We start from the raw sequence: 17,889 nt of genomic DNA, 5'->3' as shown, positions 1-17,889 counted from the left end.
GCGGCCGATGGCCCGTGTTTTCCCGCATCGGGGCGGCAGATAGCGCGATTGGCAACCGCTTTGGCAGGGCTTGCACCCAGCAACATGCTTACCACGGCGACAGCAATTGGGCCGTAGCGCGGGCCCTTCCGCTATGCTTGCGCCCGTGAACTACGCCCAACTGCTTTTCCCCGACTTCTCGCTGATCCTGATTGGCTACCTGGTCTGCCGCTACACGGCGCTGAACCGGGCCATCTGGCAGCCGGTGGAAAGCCTGGTGTACTACTTCCTCTTTCCCACCTTGCTGTTCTATTCGATCATCCGCAGCCCGATCGACTGGCAAGGCACCTCCAACCTGATGCTGGCCGGCGTGGCCACCGGCCTCGTCGCTGTGGCGCTGACCTACACCCTGCCGCGCTGGCCCTGGCTGGGCACAAGGGTGGATAGCCGCGACGCCGCCGCCAGCGCGCAGATCGCGTTTCGCTTCAACTCCTTCATCGGCCTGGCGCTGGCTGACCGGCTGGCCGGCCCCCAAGGCCTGCAGCTGATCTCGGTGCTGATCGGCGTCTGCGTGCCCATGTTCAATATTGCAGCCGTCTACCCGATGGCCCGGGGCTCGCAGCATGGCTTTATGCGCGAGCTGCTGCGCAACCCGCTGATCGTTGCCACCCTCACCGCACTGATCTGCAACCTGGTCGGCCTGCGCCTGCCCGCGATCGTCGAGCCCACGGTGGCCCGCATCGGCCAGGCCTCCATCGTGCTGGGCCTGATGTCGGCGGGCGCCGGTATGCAGTTGGGGCTGCTGGCGCGCGGCAAGCTGCTCAGCGGTTCGGTCCTGGCCATCCGCCACTTTGTCACACCCCTGATTGCGCTGTGCATGGCCCACTGGCTGGCGCTGTCGGCCCAGCAGGCCGCCATTCTGTTGATCTTCTCTGCCTTGCCCACCGCATCGACCTGCTATGTGCTGGCCGCGCGCATGGGTTACAACGGCGCCTATGTGGCCGGGCTGGTCACCTTGTCCACCATCTGCGGCGTGGCCAGTCTGCCGTTTGCGCTCAGCCTGCTGGGCTGGTGGCCGGTTTAACAACAGCTGCGTAAAAGCCATGGGTTAAGCTCGGCGGCTATGCAGAAAACCCGTGACACCGCTCGCCGCCAAAGCCTTCAGCGCCTGGCCTTTCTCCCCTTCCTGGGCCTGGCGACTGCCGGGCTTGCCGCCTGCAGCAAAAAGGCGCCACTGGCTACCGCCCTGCCCGCCGGTGCCACCGTGCTGGCGCTGGGCGATTCGCTGACCCAGGGCGTGGGCGCCAGCGCCGCGCAGTCCTACCCGCAGTTGCTGGCCGAGCGCACCGGCTGGAACGTGGTCAATGCCGGCATCTCCGGCGAAACCAGCAGCCAGATTGCGCAGCGCCTGCCGCAGCTGTTGGAGACCCACCATCCCGCCCTGGTGATCATTTGCGCCGGCGGCAACGACTGGCTGCGCCGCCAAAGCGCGCAAGCGGCCCAGGCGCAGATCGCCAGCATGCTGCAGCAGTGCAAGGCGCAGAACATTCCGGTGTTGCTGGTGGCGGTGCCTGAGTTCAGCATGAGCGCCGCGTTGACCGGCCGCATCCAGGACCACCCGATTTATGAAGCGCTGGCCAAGGAGGAGCAGGTGCCCCTGCTCGCCAAGGCCTGGAGCGAGGTGCTGGCCAATGACGCCATGCGTGCCGACCAGGTGCATGCCAATGCCGCAGGCTATGCGCGCTTTACCGACTTGCTGGTAGCGCAGCTCAAGGCCTCGGGCTTTTTCAGCGGTTGATCAGGGGGCCCGCCGGCCCTCAGGCGCTGCGCTGGCCCAGCCCCCAGGCCACATGCTCGCGCACCACGGCGCTGTCGTGGTCGGCACGGCTGTGCAGCGCCTGCGCATAGCGCGCATCGCCGGTCTGGCGCCAGGCATTGCCCAGGGCCACGGCAATATTGCGCAGCCAGCGCTCATGGCCGATGCGGCGTATGGGGCTGCCTTCGGTGATGCGCAGGAACGTGGCCTCGTCCCATGCAAATAGATGGGGCAGCTGCTGGTCCATCAGCGCCCCGCGCGCATCAAAATCGGGCAGCACTGCACGCTGGGCAAATTTGTTCCAGGGGCAGGCCAGCTGGCAGTCATCGCAGCCATAGATGCGGTTGCCCATGGGCGCACGGAACTCCTCGGGAATGGCGCCATCGAGCTCAATCGTCAGGTAAGAGATGCAGCGCCGCGCATCGATGGACTGCGGCGCAATGATGGCCGCCGTCGGGCAGGCATCGATGCAGGCCGTGCACTGACCGCAATGGGCCGTCACCGGCGCGGTGGCGGGCAAGGCGATGTTGACAAAGATCTCGCCCAGAAAAAACATCGAGCCGGCATCGCGGCTCAGCACCAGCGTGTGCTTGCCGCGCCAGCCCTGGCCGCTGCGGCTGGCCAGCTCGGCCTCCAGCACGGGGGCCGAATCGGTGAACGCGCGGTGTGCCAGGTTGTGTTCACTGAGCGCTGCATCGATGAGTTCGGCCAGCTTTTGCAGCCGGTTGCGCAGCACCTTGTGGTAATCGCGCCCCCGGGCATAGACGCTGACCAGGCCCTCGCCGGGCCGCGCATGGCGCTCCCACTCCTGGCGCTGCCAGTCTAGCGGGGTGTTTTGCGGCAGATAATCCATGCGTGCTGTAATCACGCTGAGCGTGCCGGGCACCAGCTCCGCCGGCCGGGCACGCTTGAGGCCATGGGCCTGCATGTAATGCATCTCGCCATGGAAACCTTTTTCCAGCCACTGCATCAATCCAGCTTCCGCCGTCGACAAATCCACGCCTGCCACGCCGATTTGGGAAAATCCCAGCTCCAGCGCCCAGTCGTTGATCTGTTGGATGAAAGTGGGATCAGCGGCGTCCATGTGCTGCCATTGTAAAAAAACCTGAGGGCCTGCGTGGCCCGGGAACGACATTTTGAACGCTACTGCCAGCCCCTCCTATCCCTCGCTCCACTGCATCTGGAAAGACGAGCGCGATACGGAAGCTTTTGCCGCGCGCCTGGCCGCGCAGCCAGCGCTGTCCAATGTTTACCTAACTTTGCATGGCGATCTGGGCGCGGGAAAAACCACCCTGGTGCGCCACCTGCTGCGCGCCCTGGGCGTGCAGGGCCGCATCAAGAGCCCCACCTACGCGGTGGTCGAACCCCATGAGGGCCGCGACTATCCGGTCTGGCACTTTGACTTCTACCGTTTCGACGATCCGCGCGAGTGGGAAGACGCTGGCTTCCGCGATATTTTTGCCAGCCCCGGCCTGAAAGTGGCAGAATGGCCGCAGAAGGCTGCAGCGGTAACACCTATTGCCGATGTAGCTATCAGTATTGAAGCAATCAACGAATCAGAACGCCAGGTGCATCTGCAGGCCTTCACCCCGGCAGGTGCCTCCATCGTCCAAGGGTTTTCAGCGTGAGCGACACCCCGAAATATCTCCCCGCCTCTGCCCCTTTCACCCCTGCTGACGGCGTGCCCGCCAGCCACCCCGGTCTGTCGCGCCGCGATGTGCTGCGCGGCGGCAGCCTGGTGCTGCTGCTGGGCAGCAGCCATCTGGCCTTTGGCGCCAGCATCGTTGCCGTGCGCCTCTGGCCCTCCAAGGACTACACCCGCGTCACGATCGAGTCCGACACGCCGCTCAAGACCGAACAGCGCTTTGTGCCCGAGCCGCCGCGCCTGGCGGTCGATATCGAGGGCATCGACCTCAACCCCGCGCTGCGTGAGCTGGTGGCCAAGGTCCGCTCGGACGACCCCAATATCGCCGGCATCCGCGTGGGCCAGAACTCGCCCAATGTGGTGCGGCTGGTCATCGACCTCAAGCAGGAGGCCAAGCCCCAGGTCTTTACCCTGAAACCGGTCGCCCCCTACCAGCACCGCCTGGTGCTCGACTTGTACCCCGCCCGGCCCAGCGATCCACTCGAGAGCCTGATCAGCGAGCGCATGATGGAGAACAGCCACAGCGCCGTGGCCGCAGCGCCGGCACCTGTGCCCCCGCCTGCAGCGGGCAGCAGCCTGCCGCCCTCGGTCGCCGCCGCCATTGCTGGCGACCCGCCCGCGCCCGCCGCGCTGGGCACCGTGGTGGCTGCAGCGCCACCATCGCCAGCGGCCGTCGCCCAAGCGGCCGACCCGCTGGCCGAGCTGATTGCCAAGAGCGGCAACCGCCCCGTCACCCCCCCACCTGCGCCAGTCGCCCCACCGCCCACCGTGGTGGCTGCAGCTCCGCCACCCCCTCCCCCTGCGCCACCACCGAGCCCGCCGCCAGCACGCGGCCGCCCGGCTTCGCGCACCGACCGCCTCATCATCGTGGCGCTTGATCCCGGCCATGGCGGTGAAGACCCCGGCGCCACCGGCCCCAGCGGTATCCGCGAAAAAGACATCGTGCTCAAGATCGGCCATATGCTGCGCGAGCGCATCAACAACAGCAGCGTCGGCGGCAACCCGATGCGCGCGTTCATGACGCGCGATGCCGACTTCTTTGTGCCGCTCAACACCCGGGTCGAAAAAGCCCGCCGTGTGCAGGCCGATCTGTTCATCAGCATCCATGCCGATGCGTTCACCAAGCCATCGGCCAATGGCGCCAGTGTGTTTGCGCTGAGCGAGCGCGGCGCCACCAGCTCGGCCGCGCGCTGGCTGGCGAACAAGGAAAACCAGGCCGACATGGTCGGTGGCCTGAACGTCGCCGGCGTTGGCAGCAGCGATGCCCATGTGCAGCGCGCGCTGCTCGACATGAGCACCACCGCCCAGATCAATGACAGCCTCAAGCTCGGCACCCATGTGCTGGGCCAGCTGGGCCAGTTTGCCCGCCTGCACAAGCCCCGCGTGGAGCAAGCCGGTTTTGCGGTGTTGAAGGCGCCCGACATCCCCAGCGTGCTGGTCGAGACCGCCTTCATCAGCAACCCGGAAGAAGAAGCCAAGCTGCGCACCACCGCCTACCAGAACCAGCTGGCCGATGCCATCATGCGCGGCATCCAGGCGTACTTTGCAAAGAACCCGCCCTTGGCGCGCAACCGCACGGTATAAGCCTCACCCCGCTTCCAGCCACAAAAAAAGGGACCGCCTAGGCGGTCCCTTCGTCATCATGCTCGCACTGCTCAGACGGTGCCAGCCGCCTTCTCGTTCTTGCCAGCGCGCCAGGCGCCAAAGATGGCCAGCAGGCCGGGCACCAGGATCAGGCCCCAGATGATCTTCTCCAGGTTGGCCTTGACCCAGGGCAGGTTGCCAAAGAAGTAACCCGCCGCGCAAATGCCAAACACCCAGATGGCCGCGCCAATCAGGTTGTAGGCGATGAACTTGGCACGGTTCATGTTGGCCACACCCGCCACAAAGGGCGCAAAGGTGCGCACAAACGGCATGAAGCGCGCCAGGATGATGGTGATGCCGCCATAGCGCTCGTAGAACGCATGGGCCTTGTCAAAGGCCTTGCGGTTGAACCAGCGCGAGTTCTCCCACTTGAACACCTTGGGCCCTAAATGGTGGCCGATCTGGTAATTGCACTGGTCGCCAAGGAAGGCCGCCGCAAACAGCAAGCCGGTGGCCAGCGGAAAGCTCATCAGCCCCGCACCGCACATGGCACCCACGATGAACAGCAGCGAATCGCCAGGCAGGAAGGGCATCACCACGACACCGGTCTCGACAAAGACGATCAGAAACAGCAGCGCGTAGACCCACATGCCATAGGTCGTTACAAAAGCTTCCAGGTACTTGTCGACATGCAAGATGAAGTCGATCAGATGCATGCCTGCATCGATGAACCAGCTGAAAAATTCCAAAACACAACCTCTCTACACAAAAACCGCAGCAGCCCTGAGGCCCTGCGGCAAACCATCTTGATCACCACTTAAGCAGGCTAGGGAACTACAGCCCCAGGGCACCAAGTGGCGATTGCACACTTTACCCCGAATGCCAGGCGGCTTTGCCTAAAATCCCTGCATGACAGCAGATACCGCACCCGCCTCCCTTGACCCGGCAGACGCCCCCAACGACGCATTAACGCCTGCAGCCCACAGTGCAGACCGGGCAGCGCCCGCGCGCCGCCCCATCCAGGATCTGCCCGATGAGCTGGTCAGCCAGATAGCGGCCGGCGAGGTCGTGGAACGACCCGCCTCCGTCGTGCGTGAGCTGGTCGACAACGCGCTCGATGCAGGGGCCACCAGCATCACCGTGCGCCTGCTCGCCGGCGGCGTGCGGCTGATCACCGTGGAAGACGATGGCTGTGGCATTCCGCGCGAAGAACTGCCGATTGCGCTGCGCCGCCACGCGACCAGCAAGATCCGCAACCTGCATGACCTGGAATCGGTGGCGACCATGGGGTTCCGGGGCGAGGCCCTGGCTGCCATTGCCTCGGTGTCGGAGATGAGCGTACTCTCGCGCCCCGCCCAGCAAGAGACCGCCTACCTGCTCGATGCCCGCAGTGGCGAGCTGCGCCCCGCCGCCCGCAACCCTGGCACGACGATGGAGGTCAAGGAGCTGTTCTTCAGCACGCCTGCACGGCGCAAGTTCCTGAAGACCGATGCCACCGAACTGGCCCATTGCGTGGAGGCCGTACGCCGCCATGCGCTGACCCGCCCGGCTGTGGGCTTTGCCATCTGGCATGAGGGCAAGCTGGTGGAGCAGTGGCGCGCCACCTTGCCACCCCGCAGCGATGCAGACCAGCCCGACGACGCCGCCTGGCAGCAGCTGGAGCAGCGGGCCATGGACAAGCGCCTAGCCGATGTGCTGGGCCCCGATTTTCTGGAGCAATCGATTGTCGTGAACTACCGGGCCGGCCATGTGCAGGTGCGTGGCCGCGCGGGCCTGCCCGATGCCGCGCGCTCGCGTGCCGACCAGCAGTTCTGCTATGTCAACGGCCGCTTTGTGCGCGACAAGGTGCTCACCCATGCCGCGCGTGCCGCCTATGAGGATGTGCTGCACGGCCACCGCCAACCCGTCTATGCGCTCTACATCAGCCTCGATCCGATGCGGGTCGATGTGAACGTGCACCCGACCAAGATCGAGGTGCGCTTTCGCGATAGCCGCGAGGTGCACCAGGCAGTGCTGCATGGCGTGGAGAACGCGCTGGCCGCGCCACGCGCCCAGCAATTGCTGGATGCTGCAGCCGCCGCACCCACAACCGCTGCGGCAGGCCAGCCGACCGCCTTGCCCGGCCAGGCCTATGCGCCCGCACCCCAGGCGCAGACTGCGATGCGCTTTGATACGCCACCCCGCGTCAACGGCCTGCAGGCGCTGCAGCAAACGGCTGCGCTCTGGGGCCAGGCTGGCGGCACGGCATCACCCGATGCGGCGCTGGCAGGCACGCCCACCAGCACATCTACCAGCTCCCCCACCAGCATCGATGCGACGCCCTGGCAGGTGCAGGAAGCCAGCCCGCGCTGGAACCCGCAACCTACTGCTGGCGCCATGGCCGCCGGCGCCCCGCTGGTGCCCACGCTGCCACCCGAGTCGGCCGACAACCCCTGGCCGCTGGGCCGGGCCGTGGCGCAAATCCATGGCGTCTACATCCTGGCGGAAAACGCCCAGGGCCTGGTCATTGTCGACATGCACGCAGCCCATGAGCGCATCGTCTACGAACGCCTCAAAAGCCAGCTCGATGATGGCGATGCCAACAGCGCCATTGCCAGCCAGCCGCTGCTGATTCCAGCAACCTTCTCGGCCACACCCGAAGAGGTAGCGACCGCCGAAGACCACAGCGAAACCCTGGCCCAACTGGGCCTGGAGGTGGTGCCCTTCTCGCCCAAGACCCTGGCCGTGCGCGCCACGCCCACCACCTTGGCCCAAGGCAACCCGGTGGAGCTGGCGCGCAGCGTGCTGGCCGAGCTGGCACAGCACGATGCCAGCACGGTTGTGCAACGCGCCCGCAACGAGATCCTGGGGACGATGGCCTGCCACGGCGCCGTGCGTGCCAACCGGCAACTCACCATCGACGAGATGAACGCACTGCTGCGCGATATGGAGCACACCGAGCGCTCCGACCAGTGCAACCATGGCCGGCCCACCTGGCGCCAGCTGAACATGAAGGAGCTGGACGCGCTGTTCCTGCGCGGCCGCTGAACCGCAGCGCAGCGCTGCAAACGAAAAAAAGGAAGCCGAGGCTTCCTTTTTTGATTGATGCAGCGGTATGCAATGCTGGATCAGTGCGCAGCCGATGCTGCCTCCGATCCACCACCGCCCTGGCCCTTCTTGGGGCCCTTGGCCAGCCAGACCAGTGGGATCAGCAGCAGGAACAGCATCGACGAGGCCCAGAAAATATCATTGGCCGCCAGCATAAAGGCCTGCTGGTTGACCAGCTGATCGACCCGGGCCAAAGCCTGCTGCAAGGTGAGGCCGGAGGCCTGCAGGCCTTGCACCACTTGCGCGGTGGGGCCGTCGCCCAGGCTGATGTGCTCCACCAGTTGCGCATGGTGCAAGGTGGCGCGGCGCTCCCACAAGGTGGTGGCGACCGAGGTGCCCACCGCACCGGCAGTGATCCGCACAAAGTTGGACAGGCCAGACGCACTGGGCATTTTCTCGGGCGGGATATCGCTCAAGGTGATGGTCATCAGCGGGATGAAAAAGCCTGCCATGGCCGCGCCCTGCACGATGGTCGGGATCATGATGGTCATCAGGTCCACCTGGGTGTTGAAGCGCGAGCGCATCCACATCACCAGACCGAACACGATGAACGAGGCCGTCGCATAGCGCCGGGGATCGACCTTGTGGATGGTCTTGCCCACCACCGGCGACAGCACCAGCGCAAGCAAACCCACTGGCGCCAGCACCAGGCCGGCATCGGTGGCGGTATAGCCCATGAACTGCTGCAACCACAAGGGCAGCAGCACCACATTGCCAAAGAACAGCCCATAGCCCACCGAGATGGCCAGGGTGCCGGCCCAGAAATTGCGGTTCTTGAACAGGCGCAGGTCCACCACCGGGTGCTTGTCGCCCAGCTCCCAGATCAAGAAGTACAAGAGGCCGACGACTGCAATCACCGCACAGGCGACCACCATCGGCGACTGGAACCAGTCATGCTCCTTGCCGATGTCCAGCATGATCTGCATCGCCGAGACCCAGACCACCAGCAGCCCCAAACCAATCGCATCGATCGGCAAGGCCTTGCGGGCCGAATCCCGGTTGCGGAAGATCGCCCAGGTGGCGCCCACGGACAGCATGCCGACAGGCACGTTGATGTAGAAGATCCAGGGCCAGGACATGTTGTCGGTGATCCAGCCGCCCAGCAAGGGGCCCATCACCGGCGCGATCAGCGTGGTCATCGACCAGAAGGCCATCGCCGTGCCCGCCATCGCGCGCGGGTAGCTGGCCAGCAGCAGCGACTGCGACAGCGGAATCATCGGCCCGGCGACAAAGCCCTGCAAGATGCGGAACGCGATCAAGGTCGTCATGTTCGGGGCCAGGCCGCAGAGCCAGGACGAGATCACGAACAAGGTCACGCTGAGCATGAACAGCCGCACCTGGCCAAAGCGCATCGACAGCCAGCCGGTCAGCGGCACCGAGATCGCATTGGCCACGGCAAAGCTGGTGATCACCCAGGTGCCCTGATTGGCGCTGACGCCCAGATCACCGGCAATGGCCGGCAGCGACACGTTCGCGATCGACGTGTCCAGCACATTCATGAACACCGCTGCCGAGAGCGCCAGGGTGCCGATGAGGCGCGCCGATCCTTCGAGCGGCGGGTGGGGTAACGTGGGATTGGAAGTTGCCATAACGCATCCTTGGGCCGCCCTGTTGGGCAGGCCCTGGTCAAAACATGGGGCGCTTACAGCTTCTTGCCGGCATTGCTGGCAATCACTTGCGCAATCACCGCATCGGCGCCTTCGTCCTGCACGTCATACACATTGGTCTGCACCAGCGGCTCCTTGCGCGGCACATCGGCCAGCAGCTTGCCGTCCTGGTTCTGGATGTCCACATCCACCAGCATCGACAGGCCTACGCGCAGCGGATGCTCTTGCACCTGCTTGGGATCGAGGGCAATGCGCACTGGCACGCGCTGCACCACCTTGATCCAGTTGCCGGTGGCGTTCTGCGCAGGCAGCAGCGAGAAGGCAGCGCCCGTGCCCACACCCAGGCCTTCGACCGTACCGCTGTATTCGACCTTCTTGCCGTAGAGGTCGGCCGTCATCTTGACGGGCTGGCCCAGGCGCAGGTTGCGCAGCTGGTTTTCCTTGAAGTTGGCCTCGACCCAAAGCTGGTTCATCGGCACCACGGTCATCAGCGGCGTGCCAGGGGCCACGCGCTGACCCACCTGCACCGAGCGCTTGCCCACCACGCCAGAGACGGGCGAGACCAGCTCATTGCGCTGCATGGCCAGGTAGGCCTCGCGCACCTTGGCCGCAGCGGCCTGCACATTGGGGTGGTCGTTCACGCTGATGCCTTCGGTCAGCGACTGGTTGCTGGCCAGCTGCTCGCGGGCCGTGTTGACGGCGGCTTGCGACGCATTGACGGCGGCCTGGGCGGCATCCACCTGGCTTTGCGCATGGCTCAGCTCTTCCTTCGACACCGCGCCATTGCCGGTCAGTGCCTGGCGGCGCTTGAGGTCGCTCTGCGCGCGGACCAGGTCATTCTTGGCCTTGGCCACTTCGGCCTGGCGCTGCGCGATCTGCGCGGTGTAGGAGCCATTGTTCACATACAGGGTGCGCACCTGGCGCACGGCCTGGGCCAGGTTGGCCTTGGCCTGTTCGAACGCCACCTTGGCATCGGCCGGGTCCAGGCGCACCAGGGCCTGGCCTTCCTTCACATAGTCGGTGTCATCGGCCAGGATGGACTGCACGGTGCCAGCGGTCTGCGGCGCGATCTGCACCAGATTGCCCTGCACATAGGCGTTGTCGGTTTCCTCGAAATGGCTGTTGACCATCCAGTCATAGATGCCATAGGCGGCACCCAGCACGACCACGAGGCCGGTCAGGCGCAGCAGCCATTTTTTGCGGGGCTGGGCAGCGGGTGCCTCAGGGGCAGCAGGCGCAGCGGAGGGAGAAACGGAAGTGTTGTTGTTCGACATGGTGTTGCGTAGCGAGTTATGTGACGAGAGGCCTGGCCTTCAAGGTCTTGCTTATGTGTGTTGCACGCGAGGTGGGCAGGTCAGCTCTTGGCGCTGTCCATCGGGGCGTTGGTCTGGGTTGGAGGGTTGCTGTCCGGGTTGGCGCTGCTGTCGCTGCTGTCACTGCTGTGGGTCTGCTCCTGGTAGCCACCACCCAAAGCCTGTGCCAGTGCGGCATTGCTCGACAGAATGCGGGCCTCGACATCCACCATCTGCTGGCGCTGAGTCAGCACATTGGTCTCGGCCGACAGCACATTCAGATAGGTGCCCAGGCCAGCGGCATAGCGCTGGTTGGCAATATCGAGTGCGCTTTGTGCGGCATCGGCGGCACGGCGCTGCTCGGGCAGCTGCGCATGGGCAGAGCGGGCACTGGCGACCTGGTCGGCCACATCGTGCACTGCCGTGATCACCGCCTGGTTGTAGCCCTGCACGGCCAGCTCATAGTCGGCCGATTTGCCGCTCAGGTTGGCACGCAGACGGCCCGAATCAAAGATCGGCAGGCTCAGCGCCGGGCCCACGCCCCATTCACGCGCACTGCCCTTGGCAAAGTTGTTGAAGCCGATGCTCGACAGACCCAGGAAGGCGGTCAGGTCGATATCGGGATAGAACTCGGCCTTGGCCTGGCGAATGCCTTGCTCGGCGGCTTCCACGCGCCAGCGCGCGGCCACAATATCGGCCCGGCGCCCCAGCAGGTTGGACGACAGCTGCACCGGAAAGCGCGGCAGGCTCAGCTGGGCGATGGGCGATGCCACCAGCTCCTGGGCCCGTGCGGGCTGGCCCATCAAGGCGGCCAGCGCGTTCTGCGCCAGCTGCTTTTGCTCACGCACTTGCAGCAGCTGCACCTTGGCCTGGGGCACACCGCTCTCGCTCTGGCGCACTTCCAGGGTGGTGTCCAGGCCCGCGTCATAGCGGTCACGCACCAATTGCAGGGTGTGGGCGCGCTGGTCGATGGCGCGCACGGCCACCTCTTCCTGCGCCTGCAGGCGGGACAGCTGCACATAGGCCAGCATCATATTGCTGGTCAGCAGCACGCGGGCCGCGTCCATGTCGGCCTGGGCCGCGCGGGCCGAGCCCACAGCGGCATCCAGCGCTGCGCGGTGCTTGCCAAACAGGTCCAGCGACCAGCTGCCGTTGATGCGCGCTTCGGCCGTGCTGTAGTTGTTGCCGGCCAGGGGCGGCGGAATCATGCCATTGGCCGGCGCATGGTTGCGCGAGGCATTGGCCTGGCCATTGACCTGCGGGCCCAGGGCCGATTCACTGACCTGCGCCAGCGACCAGGCCTTGCGAATGCGCGCCTGCGCCGATTGCAGGTTGGGGTTGTCCGCCAGGGCGGTGTCGATCAGGGCGTTGAGCTGGGCATCGCCCAGGCCCTTCCACCACTGCGCATCGACCGGGGCCACGGTCGCGGCCTGGTCCGCCGCTGAAGGCTCGGTGAGCAAGCCGACAGACTGCGGCGAGCGCAGCTGGGCATGGGTATCGATGCCGCGCATATCGGCGCATCCGGCGATGAAGGTGGTGGCCGCCAGCGCAATGGCTGACAGGGCCAGCCGACGGTCGGCGCCCACAAAAGAAAAACTGCTGGTCATAGTGCCCTCTCCTTGCCGGGCTGGTGTGCTGTGTTGTCGGAGTTATCGGAGTTGTCAGAGTTATCGGTAGCCTCACTGGCGCAGCCATCCTGGGGCAGGCACATGTCCACCGACAAGGTGTTGGGCATCGCCTCATAGATGCGGCGCAGGTAACCGTGGAACTGGGTCAATTCATCAGGGGACAAGGGGCTGAGCGCGGCGCTGTTGACGCCCTTGACGATGTCGGGCACCTGCATCGCAGCGGCCAGGCCCTCATCGGTCAAACGCAGGCTGACCACGCGGCGGTCGTCGGTGGAGCGTTCGCGCTCGATGATGCCTTTGTCCACCAGGCGGTCGACCAGGCGCGTCATCGCGCCCGGCGTCTGCAGGGTGCGGCGTGCCAGGTCGGCCGAGGTATGGGCCTTGCCGCTGGCCAGGTGCAGCACCGGAATCCACTGCGCCTGCGTCAGGCCCAGCGGCTCCATGCGGCGGTCCACCTCGGCACGTACCACGGTGGAGATGATGCGCATCAACCAGCAGGGGAAATCCACGGGACGGATGGCTTCAATCTCGGGAAAGCCGCCTGCCAGCGCTTCTTGGTCCTCGCCAGCAGACGCGGTTTTTTCCTGGTGCGAATCGGTCATGCCGCAGGCCCTTTTCTGAAATTGTTTACAAGGCAATGATTATCCAATCATTCATTGCCTAGGCAATTATTGAAAAGGCAAAGACCACAATCAGCACACAGATTTGTTGCACTGCAGTGCTCTGGGTGACAGCCGGCCTTTACCCCTGGGACAGCCCCATTTCAGGGCACGGCAGCAGTTCTGTCCCGCCGCCGCAACCCCCAAAAAGCACCAAAGCAGTGCAATCCGCGGACTTATCAGGGTCATCCCATGTGGGTTTTATGCATTAACGCATGCACATTCGGCATAATGTCGGTTTTCGGCGCGATGGCGCACCATCGCTGTGCACACCTCGGCCTTCGCACAAAACCAGTGCAAGCCGGCTTTAGACCTTGAAAGTTTGTCCATGCAACACCAATCCCTGGCCCAGTTTCTCGCTTACGTCGAACAGCGCAACCCCGGCCAGCCCGAGTTCTTGCAGGCCGTGACCGAAGTCATGGAAAGCCTGTGGCCCTTCATTGAGAAGAACCCCCGCTACGCCCAACAGAGCCTGCTCGAACGCCTGGTGGAACCCGAGCGCGTGGTGAGCTTCCGCGTCAGCTGGGTGGACGACAAGGGCGTGGTGCAAGTCAACCGTGGCTACCGCATCCAGCACAGCATGGCCATCGGCCCCTACAAGGGCGGTCTGCGTTTCCACCCCTCGGTCAACCTGTCGGTGCTCAAGTTCCTGGCGTTTGAGCAGACCTTCAAGAACGCACTGACCACCCTGCCCATGGGCGGCGGCAAGGGCGGCTCGGACTTCGACCCCAAGGGCAAGAGCGATGCCGAAGTGATGCGCTTCTGCCAGGCCTTCATCAGCGAGCTGTTCCGCCACGTGGGCTCCGACACCGACGTGCCAGCCGGCGATATCGGCGTGGGCGGCCGTGAAGTGGCCTTTATGGCCGGCATGTACAAGAAGCTGGCCAACCGCGCCGACTGCGTGTTCACCGGCAAGGGCCTGGCCTTTGGCGGCTCGCTGATCCGCCCCGAAGCCACCGGCTTTGGCACCGTCTACTTTGCGCAGGAAATGCTCAAGACCCGTGGCAAGAGCTTCGAAGGCCTGACGGTCTCGGTCTCGGGTTCGGGCAATGTGGCGCAGTTCGCCATCGACAAGGCCATGGCGCTGGGCGCCAAGGTGGTGTCGGCGTCCGACTCCTCGGGCACCATCTACGATGCCGCCGGCTTTGACGGCGACAAGCTGGTCAAGCTGATGGACATCAAGAACAAGCAGTACGGCCGCGTGAGCGACTACGCCAAGCAAGTGCCGGGCGTGGAGTACTACGAAGGCAAGACCCCCTGGTTCATCAAGGCCGACGTGGCCCTGCCCTGCGCCACCCAGAACGAGCTGGAACTGGCCGATGCCCAGACCCTGATCGCCAACGGCGTGCTCTGCGTGGCCGAAGGCGCCAACATGCCTTGCACCATCGAAGCGGCCAAGGCCTTTGAAAAGGCCGGCGTGCTCTACGCACCCGGCAAGGCATCGAACGCCGGCGGCGTCGCCACCTCCGGCCTAGAGATGAGCCAGAACGCCCTGCGCCTGAGCTGGCCTGCTGCCGAAGTCGACCAGCGCCTGTTCGAAATCATGGAAGGCATCCACTCGGCTTGCGTCAAGTACGGCCAGCGCGACGACGGCACCATGAGCTACATCGACGGCGCCAACATCGCCGGCTTTGTGAAGGTGGCCGACGCCATGCTGGCCCAAGGTGTGCTGTAATCGGCCTGCGCCTGATCGCCCCACCCCAGGAGCCGCAAGGCTCCTTTTTTCATGGGCCAAGAGGCGCGCGCCTTTTCCCCTTTTTGCCGCAGCAGCCGCCGCTTTGTGCCGGCTGCCGCTGCCCTGACTAGCTCCCCGACGTGCACGCTGTTGATACCCCTCTCTGCCTGGGCCTGGCAGGCCCCACCGCCTCCGGCAAGACCGGCGCCGCCATCGCGCTGGCGCAGCAACTGGGCGCGGCGCGGCCTGTTGAGATCATCAGCGTGGATTCGGCCCTGATCTACCGGGGCATGGACATTGGCTCGGCCAAGCCCAGCCTGCAAGAGCAGGCCGGCATTCCCCACCACCTGCTCGATATCCGCGACCCCTTGGATGCCTACAGCGCAGCAGAGTTTGTGAACGACGCGCTGGCGCTGGTGGCGCAAATCCATGCGCGGGGTGGCATCAGCTTGCTGGTGGGCGGCACCATGCTGTATTTCAAGGCGCTGATGGATGGCATTGACGACATGCCTGCCGCCGACCCGGCGGTGCGCGCCCAGCTCGATGCCGAGGCGGCCATCCATGGCTGGCCGCATATGCATGGGCTGCTGGCGCAGGTCGATCCCGTTACCGCGCAGCGCCTGGCGCCGGGTGACAGCCAGCGGGTGCAGCGCGCGCTGGAGGTCTGGCGGGTCAGCGGCCAGCCGCTGTCGTATTTCCATGCGCAGCAAAAGCGGCCATCGCCATTGCTGCAGCTGGCACCCAGCTTTCAACTATTCAGCCTGGAGCCCAGCGACCGCGCCTGGCTGCATGCGCGCATTGCGCTGCGCTACGACCAGATGCTGGCCCAGGGCTTTTTGGCCGAGGTGCTGCAGCTGCGCGCGCGCGGCGATCTGGATCTGAACCTGCCATCGATGCGCTGCGTGGGCTACCGCCAGATGTGGGAGATGCTCGACAGCTGCGTCCAACAAGGCATCGCCGTGCAGACCGAAAGCGATGTACCGCCCGCCTTGTGGGCAGAGATGCGTGACAAGGGCATTGCCGCCACCCGCCAGCTGGCCAAGCGCCAGATCACCTGGCTGCGCAGCATGCCCGCCCGCCAGGCCATTGCCTGCGACGCGCCCGATGCGCTGGACCAATGGCTGCAGGCCGCCAGCGCTCGGCTGGCCACTGCCCAATAATTAGCGCTCATCCACACCATGCCAACCCATCCGCAAGAATGCCGCCCACCTACGGGCAGCCGCATCGCCCAACGCCTGGCCGGCGCGCATTTTCAGGATGCCTGGTGCATCCACACCGCAGAGGCCGGCGAGCCCGCGCTGGCCTATTTTCTGGCCGCCGTCGCACGCACGCCGCGCTGGATTGAGTGGTGCATGCAGGCCCGCAACCGGGTGGGCCAACTGGTGGGACTCAAGGACCTGGGCACCCTCTCCCAGATCGACCCGCTGCGCCCCGCCAGCGCCTACCAACCAGGCGAGCGCGTGGGCGTATTTACGGTGGTTGAGAACAGCGCCGATGAAGCACTGATCGGCGACAGCGACAAGCATCTGAACGTGGTGCTCAGCGTGCACCGGGCGCCTGTGGCGGGCCAGCAAGACCAGGTCGCCATCACCATCACAACGGTGGTGCATGTCCGCAACCTGCTTGGCCATCTGTACATGCTGCCGGTGGCGCCTATGCACCGGCGCATTGCGCCTGCGGTGCTGGCCGCTCTGGGGCGCGCACAGCCTGCAAGCGTCTGACGACGGAAGCAGCCATTTGCGCTTGCCATGGCAGTGCAGGCAGCTCTGCCTGGATAGCCATTTTTTGTCATGGCGTCATAATCCATAGCCATGCAGCCCCACGACACCCCCACCATCAGCGCTCCCCAGGCCCTCAACCACCACGGCTGGCGTGACCAGGCCATTGCCAAGATCGACGCTGATTACCAGCGCAGTGCCGACACCCACCTGATTCCCCTGAACCTGCCCTGCTACGCGCAGGCGGGGATTGACCTCTACCTCAAGGATGAATCTACCCACCCCACCGGCAGCCTCAAGCACCGGCTGGCGCGCTCGCTGTTTCTCTATGCGCTGTGCAATGGCTGGGTGCGAGAGGGCACAACGATTGTCGAAGCCTCCAGCGGCTCCACGGCCGTGAGCGAGGCCTATTTTGCGCGCCTGCTGGGCCTGCCTTTTGTCGCAGTGATGCCGCAGTCCACCTCGCCCGAGAAGATTGCGCAGATTGAATTTTTAGGCGGACGCTGCCACTTTGTCGGCCATGCCGGCGAAGTCTATGATGCCGCCCGTGCGCTGGCCCAGACCACCGGCGGCCACTACATGGACCAGTTCACCTATGCCGAACGCGCCACCGACTGGCGTGGCAACAACAACATCGCGCAGAGCATGTTCCAGCAAATGCGCATGGAACGCCACCCCGTCCCGCGCTGGATCGTGGTGGGTGCGGGCACCGGCGGCACCAGCGCCACCATTGGCCGCTTTGTGCGCTACATGCGCTACGACAGCCAGGTCTGTGTGGCCGACCCGGAAGGCAGCGTGTTCCATGATTACTGGCGCAGTGGCGACGCCAGCCTGACGGCGCCCGGCTCGCGCATCGAAGGCATTGGCCGCCCGCGCGTCGAGCCCAGCTTTGTCCGGGGCGTGGTGGACCATATGGAGGTCGTCAGCAACCGCGAATCGGTCACCGCGATGCAGCTGCTGGGCGATGTGCTGGGCCGCAAGGTGGGGCCTTCGACCGGCACCAATATGGTGGCCATGCTGCGCCTGGCCGATGGCATGCGCCAGCGGGGCGAAACCGGCTCGCTGCTCAGCCTGCTGTGCGACGCTGGCGAGCGCTACCTGCCAACGTACTACCACCGCGAATGGGTCAGCACGCATTTTGGTGACTGCGAGGCCACGCAGCAGGCACTGCAGACCTTGCTGCACGGCCAGGGCTGAAA

The 17,889-nt window shown here is 65.2% G+C and carries 15 protein-coding genes; 9 read left to right on the top strand and 6 right to left on the bottom strand.

Annotated elements, in window-relative coordinates; all coding sequences use genetic code 11:
* Nucleotides 1–133: 133 nt before the first annotated feature.
* Nucleotides 134–1,063: an AEC family transporter gene (locus EDF71_RS21700; protein WP_133858615.1), complete on the top strand. Its 930-nt coding sequence runs from the start codon at nucleotides 134–136 to the stop codon at nucleotides 1,061–1,063.
* Between the two features lie 39 nt (nucleotides 1,064–1,102).
* Nucleotides 1,103–1,777 carry a GDSL-type esterase/lipase family protein gene (locus EDF71_RS21695; RefSeq protein WP_133858614.1) on the top strand — a complete coding sequence of 225 codons (675 nt, stop codon included), beginning with the start codon at nucleotides 1,103–1,105 and terminating at the stop codon, nucleotides 1,775–1,777.
* Between the two features lie 19 nt (nucleotides 1,778–1,796).
* Here EDF71_RS21695 and queG read toward each other — a convergent pair whose 3' ends face one another.
* Entirely contained in the window at nucleotides 1,797–2,846 is a 1,050-nt protein-coding gene (queG, locus tag EDF71_RS21690; protein WP_133858633.1) for a tRNA epoxyqueuosine(34) reductase QueG, read from the bottom strand.
* A gap of 85 nt (nucleotides 2,847–2,931) precedes the next feature.
* Here queG and tsaE point away from each other — a divergent pair, with 85 nt between their 5' ends.
* Together tsaE and EDF71_RS21680 are read left to right on the top strand one after the other, a co-directional pair.
* A complete protein-coding gene (tsaE, locus tag EDF71_RS21685) occupies nucleotides 2,932–3,423 on the top strand; it encodes a tRNA (adenosine(37)-N6)-threonylcarbamoyltransferase complex ATPase subunit type 1 TsaE (RefSeq protein WP_230774432.1) in 492 nt (163 codons plus the stop codon).
* 53 nt (nucleotides 3,424–3,476) lie between these two features.
* Nucleotides 3,477–5,024 carry an N-acetylmuramoyl-L-alanine amidase gene (locus tag EDF71_RS21680; protein WP_133858632.1) on the top strand — a complete coding sequence of 516 codons (1,548 nt, stop codon included), beginning with the start codon at nucleotides 3,477–3,479 and terminating at the stop codon, nucleotides 5,022–5,024.
* A 71-nt stretch (nucleotides 5,025–5,095) separates the two neighbouring features.
* Here the strand turns inward: EDF71_RS21680 and EDF71_RS21675 are convergent, their stop codons facing one another.
* On the bottom strand, nucleotides 5,096–5,740 hold the full coding sequence (locus tag EDF71_RS21675) for a VTT domain-containing protein (protein ID WP_133858631.1): 645 nt from the start codon (nucleotides 5,738–5,740) through the stop codon (nucleotides 5,096–5,098).
* Nucleotides 5,741–5,933: 193 nt separating this feature from the next.
* On the opposite strand from EDF71_RS21675, the gene mutL reads away from it, so the two are divergent.
* Nucleotides 5,934–8,051, top strand: a complete 2,118-nt coding sequence (gene mutL, locus EDF71_RS21670) for a DNA mismatch repair endonuclease MutL (RefSeq protein WP_133858612.1) — start codon at nucleotides 5,934–5,936, stop codon at nucleotides 8,049–8,051.
* 80 nt (nucleotides 8,052–8,131) lie between these two features.
* Here mutL and EDF71_RS21665 read toward each other — a convergent pair whose 3' ends face one another.
* The 4 genes from EDF71_RS21665 to EDF71_RS21650 all read right to left on the bottom strand — a co-directional run bounded on the left by EDF71_RS21665 (nucleotide 8,132) and on the right by EDF71_RS21650 (nucleotide 13,240).
* Complete coding sequence (locus EDF71_RS21665) at nucleotides 8,132–9,700, bottom strand: DHA2 family efflux MFS transporter permease subunit (RefSeq protein ID WP_133858611.1); 1,569 nt, start codon at nucleotides 9,698–9,700, stop codon at nucleotides 8,132–8,134.
* A gap of 53 nt (nucleotides 9,701–9,753) precedes the next feature.
* Entirely contained in the window at nucleotides 9,754–10,992 is a 1,239-nt protein-coding gene (locus EDF71_RS21660; protein WP_133858610.1) for an HlyD family efflux transporter periplasmic adaptor subunit, read from the bottom strand.
* An 80-nt stretch (nucleotides 10,993–11,072) separates the two neighbouring features.
* A complete protein-coding gene (locus EDF71_RS21655; protein ID WP_133858609.1) occupies nucleotides 11,073–12,617 on the bottom strand; it encodes an efflux transporter outer membrane subunit in 1,545 nt (514 codons plus the stop codon).
* Nucleotides 12,614–13,240, bottom strand: coding sequence for a MarR family winged helix-turn-helix transcriptional regulator (locus EDF71_RS21650; protein WP_133858608.1), 627 nt, complete (start codon nucleotides 13,238–13,240; stop codon nucleotides 12,614–12,616). Before EDF71_RS21650 ends, EDF71_RS21655 begins: the two co-directional genes overlap by 4 nt.
* Before the next feature lie 385 nt (nucleotides 13,241–13,625).
* Here EDF71_RS21650 and gdhA point away from each other — a divergent pair, with 385 nt between their 5' ends.
* The 4 genes from gdhA to EDF71_RS21630 all read left to right on the top strand — a co-directional run bounded on the left by gdhA (nucleotide 13,626) and on the right by EDF71_RS21630 (nucleotide 17,887).
* On the top strand, nucleotides 13,626–14,972 hold the full coding sequence (gene gdhA / locus EDF71_RS21645) for an NADP-specific glutamate dehydrogenase (RefSeq protein WP_133858607.1): 1,347 nt from the start codon (nucleotides 13,626–13,628) through the stop codon (nucleotides 14,970–14,972).
* A 140-nt stretch (nucleotides 14,973–15,112) separates the two neighbouring features.
* Nucleotides 15,113–16,132, top strand: a complete 1,020-nt coding sequence (miaA, locus tag EDF71_RS21640) for a tRNA (adenosine(37)-N6)-dimethylallyltransferase MiaA (RefSeq protein WP_133858606.1) — start codon at nucleotides 15,113–15,115, stop codon at nucleotides 16,130–16,132.
* Between the two features lie 18 nt (nucleotides 16,133–16,150).
* Nucleotides 16,151–16,693, top strand: coding sequence for a DUF2867 domain-containing protein (locus EDF71_RS21635; RefSeq protein WP_133858605.1), 543 nt, complete (start codon nucleotides 16,151–16,153; stop codon nucleotides 16,691–16,693).
* Between the two features lie 90 nt (nucleotides 16,694–16,783).
* Nucleotides 16,784–17,887, top strand: coding sequence for a PLP-dependent cysteine synthase family protein (locus tag EDF71_RS21630; RefSeq protein ID WP_133858604.1), 1,104 nt, complete (start codon nucleotides 16,784–16,786; stop codon nucleotides 17,885–17,887).
* The last annotated feature ends 2 nt before the right edge of the window (nucleotides 17,888–17,889 follow it).

It is taken from the genome of Comamonas sp. JUb58 (genome assembly GCF_004364775.1).
Classification (GTDB): domain Bacteria; phylum Pseudomonadota; class Gammaproteobacteria; order Burkholderiales; family Burkholderiaceae_C; genus Comamonas.
Note: the sequence above shows the minus strand (reverse complement) of the source record. Positions and strands in the feature narration are given on the sequence as shown.

What these genes read in the sequence shown, in the direction of transcription:
- EDF71_RS21700 (WP_133858615.1), top strand. Translation starts at nt 134, where the DNA reads ATGCTTGCGCCCGTGAACTACGCCCAACTGCTTTTCCCCGACTTCTCG.
- EDF71_RS21695 (WP_133858614.1), top strand. Translation starts at nt 1,103, where the DNA reads ATGCAGAAAACCCGTGACACCGCTCGCCGCCAAAGCCTTCAGCGCCTG.
- EDF71_RS21675 (WP_133858631.1), bottom strand. Translation starts at nt 5,740, where the DNA reads ATGCATCTGATCGACTTCATCTTGCATGTCGACAAGTACCTGGAAGCT.
- mutL (WP_133858612.1), top strand. Translation starts at nt 5,934, where the DNA reads ATGACAGCAGATACCGCACCCGCCTCCCTTGACCCGGCAGACGCCCCC.
- EDF71_RS21665 (WP_133858611.1), bottom strand. Translation starts at nt 9,700, where the DNA reads ATGGCAACTTCCAATCCCACGTTACCCCACCCGCCGCTCGAAGGATCG.
- EDF71_RS21660 (WP_133858610.1), bottom strand. Translation starts at nt 10,992, where the DNA reads ATGTCGAACAACAACACTTCCGTTTCTCCCTCCGCTGCGCCTGCTGCC.
- EDF71_RS21655 (WP_133858609.1), bottom strand. Translation starts at nt 12,617, where the DNA reads ATGACCAGCAGTTTTTCTTTTGTGGGCGCCGACCGTCGGCTGGCCCTG.
- EDF71_RS21650 (WP_133858608.1), bottom strand. Translation starts at nt 13,240, where the DNA reads ATGACCGATTCGCACCAGGAAAAAACCGCGTCTGCTGGCGAGGACCAA.
- gdhA (WP_133858607.1), top strand. Translation starts at nt 13,626, where the DNA reads ATGCAACACCAATCCCTGGCCCAGTTTCTCGCTTACGTCGAACAGCGC.
- EDF71_RS21635 (WP_133858605.1), top strand. Translation starts at nt 16,151, where the DNA reads ATGCCAACCCATCCGCAAGAATGCCGCCCACCTACGGGCAGCCGCATC.
- EDF71_RS21630 (WP_133858604.1), top strand. Translation starts at nt 16,784, where the DNA reads ATGCAGCCCCACGACACCCCCACCATCAGCGCTCCCCAGGCCCTCAAC.